This is a genomic window from Citrobacter sp. MGH 55, assembly GCF_016906145.1.
Taxonomy (GTDB): Bacteria; Pseudomonadota; Gammaproteobacteria; order Enterobacterales; family Enterobacteriaceae; genus Citrobacter_A; species Citrobacter_A amalonaticus.
Window position 1 is genome coordinate 2,734,712 of sequence record NZ_CP070239.1, and the last position, 6,000, is coordinate 2,740,711.

At 54.9% G+C, this 6,000-nt stretch carries 4 protein-coding genes; 2 read left to right on the forward strand and 2 right to left on the reverse strand.

Going from position 1 to position 6,000, the window contains the following annotated elements:
- Positions 1-128: 128 nt before the first annotated feature.
- Positions 129-188 carry a protein YpfM gene (gene ypfM, locus JTI98_RS10775; protein ID WP_001386977.1) on the forward strand — a complete coding sequence of 20 codons (60 nt, stop codon included), beginning with the start codon at positions 129-131 and terminating at the stop codon, positions 186-188.
- A gap of 93 nt (positions 189-281) precedes the next feature.
- Here ypfM and acrD read toward each other — a convergent pair whose 3' ends face one another.
- Both acrD and narQ read right to left on the reverse strand, forming a co-directional pair.
- On the reverse strand, positions 282-3,395 hold the full coding sequence (gene acrD, locus JTI98_RS10780) for a multidrug efflux RND transporter permease AcrD (protein ID WP_054176573.1): 3,114 nt from the start codon (positions 3,393-3,395) through the stop codon (positions 282-284).
- A 168-nt stretch (positions 3,396-3,563) separates the two neighbouring features.
- Complete coding sequence (gene narQ, locus JTI98_RS10785; protein ID WP_216081236.1) at positions 3,564-5,270, reverse strand: nitrate/nitrite two-component system sensor histidine kinase NarQ; 1,707 nt, start codon at positions 5,268-5,270, stop codon at positions 3,564-3,566.
- A gap of 212 nt (positions 5,271-5,482) precedes the next feature.
- On the opposite strand from narQ, the gene JTI98_RS21190 reads away from it, so the two are divergent.
- Positions 5,483-6,000 (forward strand): 4Fe-4S dicluster domain-containing protein (locus JTI98_RS21190; protein ID WP_252869578.1); only part of this gene is annotated, 518 nt, incomplete at its 3' end.

The following is a 6,000-nucleotide window of genomic DNA, read 5'->3' on the forward strand; positions in this document are numbered from 1 at the left end:
ATGGTGACCGCGCCATAGTAATCACATCAACCACACCCCGGAGGATGTAATCACAGCAATCGGTTAATTTGTCTTCACCAGATGAGAATGTTTTTGTAGAATACCCATAATAAGAAGCAGAGGTTGTTATGATTGAACGCGAACTGGGGAACTGGAAAGATTTTATCGAAGTTATGCTTCGCAAATAAATTTCTGGAAGGATGACCAAATAACAGAACATACCGTGTGAGATTCATCACACAGAAAGGGCGACCCGTTGGCAGGTCGCCTTTTTTTATCTGTTATTCCGGACGCGGCTTCAGTGGGAAGCGGCGACGCACCAGCACGAAAAATAGCGGCACGAAGTAGATTGCCAGCACCGTTGCCGAGATCATCCCGCCCATGACGCCCGTCCCGACGGCGTGTTGACCGCCGGAGCCTGCGCCGCTGCTGATCGTCATCGGCAGTACGCCAAAGATAAACGCCAGTGAGGTCATCAGGATCGGACGTAAGCGCTGCCGACATGCATGTAGCGTCGCATCCAGCAGATCGTGTCCTTTCTCATTCATCTCATTGGCAAATTCAACGATCAAAATGGCGTTTTTCGCCGAAAGCCCAATGACCGTCAACAGCCCGACCTGGAAATAGACATCGTTTTCCAGGCCACGCATCCAGGTCGCAAGCAGCGCGCCGATGACCCCCAACGGCACCACCAGCATCACTGAGAACGGTACTGACCAGCTTTCATACAGCGCAGCCAGGCACAGGAATACCACCAACAGTGAAATGGCATACAGGGCCGGTGCCTGCGCTCCGGAGAGTCGCTCCTGGTAAGACATGGCGGTCCATTCCAGTCCAAATCCGGTCGGCAACTGACGCACCAGCGACTCCATCACATCCATCGCTGTCCCGGTACTCACCCCTGGTGCGGCTTCACCGACAATCTCGACGGCGGAATAGCCGTTGTAGCGCTCCAGACGTGGAGAACCCGTCTCCCAGCGAGAGGTGGCGAAGGCGGAGAAAGGCACCATACCGCCGCTGTTATTGCGCACGTACCACAGGTTGATGTCGTCTGGCAGCATACGGTATTTCGCTGCCGCCTGGACGTAGACCTTCTTGACGCGGCCACGGTCCATAAAGTCGTTGACGTAGCTCGATCCCCAGGCGGTCTGCAACGTATCGTTGATATCGTCAATGGATACACCCAGCGCCTGCGCTTTGCGTTGGTCGACATCAATTTGCAACTGAGGACTGTCGTCCAGACCGTTGTGGCGCACACGGGTCAGGGCGCTATCCTGCGACGCCAGGCGAAGCAGTTGGTCACGCGCGGCCATTAAGGCGTCATGACCGGCGCCGGCGTGATCTTGTAGTTCCATATCAAAACCTGCGGAACTGCCGAGACCGCTGATGGCAGGCGGACTGCTGGCGAACACGCGCGCCTCTTTGATTTTGTTAAACGCCTTCGTCGCACGTTCGATAATGGCAAACGAGGTGCCAGTCGTCGGGTCGCGTTCGCTCCAGTCTTTCAGGCGTACAAACATACGTGCCACGTTCTGACCGTTGCCCCCTGGGCCAGAACCGACCGTCGCAAAGACGGACTGGACGGTATCCTTTTCCTGGGTGAAATAATATTTCTCGACTTCCTGTACCACTTTTAAGGTTTGTTGCTGCGTCGAGCCGCTTGGCAACTGAACCGAGGTGATAAACATGCCGCGATCTTCCAGCGGCAGGAACGAGGTCGGCAGACGCAGGAACAGAACCACCATCGCGCCAAGCAGCAGCACATAAATCAGGAGCCAGCGCAGGCTGCGATGCAGAATTTTGGCAACGCCTTTTTCGTAGCGTTCGGCGTTACGGTTGAAGGTACGGTTAAACCAGCCGAAGAAACCGGTTTGCCCGTGATGCTCGCCTTTATGCAGTGGTTTAAGCAAAGTGGCGCACAGGGCAGGGGTAAGGATCATCGCCACCAGAACGGAAAGCACCATCGCCGCCACAATGGTAATGGAGAACTGACGGTAGATTGCCCCAGTGGTTCCGCCAAAAAAGGCCATCGGTACGAAGACGGCTGACAGCACCATCGCGATACCGACCAGCGCACCCTGAATTTGTCCCATCGATTTTCGCGTCGCCTCGCGCGGCGTGAGGCCTTCCTCACTCATAATACGCTCGACGTTTTCCACAACCACGATGGCGTCATCCACCAGCAGGCCGATTGCCAGTACCATTGCAAACATCGTCAGGGTATTGATGCTGTAGCCGAAGGCATAGAGCACTGAAAACGTCCCCATCAGTACCACCGGTACGGCAATGGTGGGGATCAGCGTGGCGCGGAAATTTTGCAGGAACAGGTACATCACGAGGAACACCAGTGCGATGGCTTCCAGCAGTGTTTTCACCACGTCTTCAATCGAGGCTTTAACAAAGGAGGTGGTTTCATAGGCCACCTTGTACTCAAGACCATGTGGGAAGTATTGCGCCAGTTCATCCAGACGCTTAATGACCTGGGTCGCGGTGGCCATTTCGTTGGCCCCCGACGCCAGTTTCACTCCAAGACCGGATGCCGCATTGCCATTGAAGCGGCTGAGATAGTCATACTTCTCAGCCCCCATTTCGACGGTGGCGACATCGCCCAGGGTTACTTCTGAGCCATCCTGATTGACACGTAACGTAATGGCACGGAACTGTTCCGGCGTTTGCAGCAGCGACTGGGCGTTAATGGTGGCATTCAGCGCCTGGGTATCAATGGAAGGGGTTCCGCCAAGCTGTCCGACGGCGATCTGCGCGTTCTGCGACTCAATGGCGTCGGTGACATCTTTCGCCGTCATCTGGAAGCTGTTGAGCTTTGCCGGATCCAGCCAGATGCGCATGGAATATTGCGAGCCGTAGGCATCGATGTCGCCGACGCCGCTCACCCGGCTGAGCGGATCCTGAATATTACTGGCGACGTAGTCCGCGATATCCTGCTTATCCATCGACCCGTCGGTGGAGACAAAAGCAATCGTCAGGATGTTGGTATCCCCGGTCTTACGGACCGTGACACCCTGGTTCTGTACCGCCTGCGGCAGTTTACGCATCGCCGACTGTAACTGGTTCTGGACCTGTTGTACGGCTTCATCCGGATCGGTGCCCGCCACGAAGCTCAGCGTAACCGACGCTTGCCCGGTGCCGCTGCTTTGCGATGACATGTACATCAGATTATCGAGGCCGGTCATGTTCTGCTCAATGACCTGGGTGACGGTGTTTTCCAGCGTTTGGGCGGAAGCGCCAGGATAGTTTGCCGTGATGCGCACGTTTGGCGGTGCCAGATCAGGATATTGCTCCACCGGCAAAGAGAAAATCGCCAGGGTACCTGTCAGACACAACAGAATAGCCAGCACCCAGGCAAATATGGGGCGATCGATAAAGAAATTCGCCATCAGAAAGAGGACCTCATTATTCTACATATCTTTATAGGTATGACTTGCTTCACTGTATCGGGAAGGTACGAGCCAAACGTGGAGAAAAAAAGGAGATAATGTAAATTATCATGCCTGATTACAGTGTTTGTCAGCTTCCCACATGCTCACGTCCGGTTTTGTGCGATTTTATGCCAGATGACTCGCATCCTCTTCTGATTCTGTCGAGCGAAAGCTAATGCTCACTAACGTCCCACCGCCGGAAGGCTGCGAAAAACTTAACGTGCCGCCAAGACGTTCCGCGCGCTCGCGCATAATGTTCAGGCCGTAATGCCCCGCCGGTTCTTTAGGTTCGCCAATGCCCACGCCGTTATCGCGAATATACACCGTGTGATTGCCATCCGGCGCAGTCACACAGCTGACGGCAATCTCACTGGCACTGGCGTGCTTCATCGCGTTGAGCACCGCTTCCCGGATAATCTGTAACAGATGGACCTGCATCTGCGCATCGAGCGCCAGCGTCGGCAACCGGCAGTCCAGAGTGAGTTTAGCGGCAGTTTGCCCTTGTAGCGCTTCGAGCATTTCATGCAGTGCGGAAGGTAAATCGGCCTGTTGCAGGGTCAGGCGGAAGGTGGTCAGCAGTTCACGCAACTGACGATAGGCGTCGTTCAGCGCCCGCGAGAAGTCATCCATAATGGCCTGCGCCGGGGCGTTATCCTCAGGAATGGCGCGTTTGAGCAGCGTCAACTGAATGCGCAGATACGAGAGCACCTGCGCCAGAGAGTCATGCAGTTCACGGGCAATAGTGGCGCGCTCTTCCATCAGCAACAGTTGCTGGAAGTGTTTTTGCGCATGGTTGAAGTACAGGCCGCGCCCCAGCATTGTCGATACGCTGTTTAACAGCGGGATCGCGCTGGCGACATGTTGACTTTGCCAGTGCAGCTCGCCGTAGACCGTCTCCTGCATGGTCACCGGCAGGATTTGCATCGGCAGGTCGGCCTGTTTTTCACCTTCACTGATACGCCAGTTTTCGCCGACGGTAAGCTCCAGAAATAGTGCCGCTTCGTTATCACGGACAATCTGCAAAATATGGCGGAAGCAGTGCACATCAATCTGACTGGTATTCAGCGCCTGAGAACACTGGTACAGCACTTCCAGACGCCGCTTGGCTTCATGGAGATCGTGGGTCTTTTCTTCGACCTTCGCTTCCAGCGAGCGGTACAGCTTATGCAATTCGCTCGACATCTGATTAAAGGTCTTCGCCAGTAGCCCCAGTTCGTTGGGAAGGTGCGTATCCAGCGGCGGCGAATCAAACTGACCGTGTTCGATGCGCTGGCTGGCCATTACCAGTTGGTTCAGTGGGCGCACAACCTGATGACGAATACGGCGCAGGGTGAAAAAGACGAGAGTAAAGATCCCGATACCGCCCGCCAGCGAGATCCCGACCACCAGCATGACTTTGCGTTCGGCATAGTGCTGCAAGGCCAGCACGAAGAGATCGATCTTATCGACGTAGGCATTAATGTTGTTCTGATACCACTGCAGATCCCCATCAATCAGGCGGGTATTCATCTCCAGCCAGTTGGCATGCAGTTGCGCGTAGCGACCTTTCACCGCCTGAGGCACATACCAGGCATTCAGATTGCTTAACGCCGATGAGTTGAGGGCCTGTTGAAAGAGCAGACGATGGGCGTTTAATTGCGGGCTGCGGCTTTGCAGATCGTACCCCAGACGATAGCTCTGCATACGTAATGAACCCGCCACGTTAATGGCTTCGGCATCCCGCAGGCTACTCGCCAGCGTCAGTAACGCCACGCCGGTTGAGAGAATCGAGAGCAGGACAATGTAAAAAAAAGCCCGGGCCAGGCTGGCCGAGACGGGGCGTTTGACGATCACACGCGTAATTTCCTTTAAAAGTGCTTACGATAAAAATCTCTCGCAGAACTGAAACGTAATTTCACCTGGGCTGAAATAAATTGATCTGCCACAGGTTCAGTAGAAATAGTTGTGCTTCCTGGGCAAATGAACATTGCCGACGTGTAGTCAGTCGGTTAATAACAACACTTATATAAAGAATAAGGTTTTTACAACCAAAAAAGAAGGTCGCCATGAACCGTTTTATTATGGCCAACAGCCAACAGTGCCTGGGATGCCATGCCTGTGAAGTCGCTTGCGTTTTGGCCCACAATGAAGAGCAACACGTCCTTAGCCAACGTCACTACCAGCCCCGGATCACGGTTATCAGGCATCAGCATCAGCGAAGTGCAGTGACCTGCCACCATTGCGAAGATGCGCCCTGCGCCCGAAGTTGTCCGAATGGAGCGATAAGCCATGTCAACGACAGCGTGCAGGTCAATCAGCAAAAGTGTATCGGCTGTAAATCCTGCGTGGTGGCTTGTCCGTTTGGCACCATGCAAATCGTCCTGACCCCCGTCGCCAACGATCAGGTCAAAGCCACAGCACATAAATGCGACCTCTGTCAGGGGCGGGAAAAGGGGCCGGCCTGCGTGGAGAACTGTCCTGCGGACGCGCTGCAACTGGTGACGGAAGCCTCGCTCACGCATCTGGCGAAAGCGCGCCGCTTACGTACCGCCCGCCAGGAGAACCAGCCCTGGCATGCCGATGC

Bases quoted from the DNA above. Each gene is read 5' to 3' on its own strand.
- acrD (WP_054176573.1), bottom strand. From the start codon at position 3,395: ATGGCGAATTTCTTTATCGATCGCCCCATATTTGCCTGGGTGCTGGCT.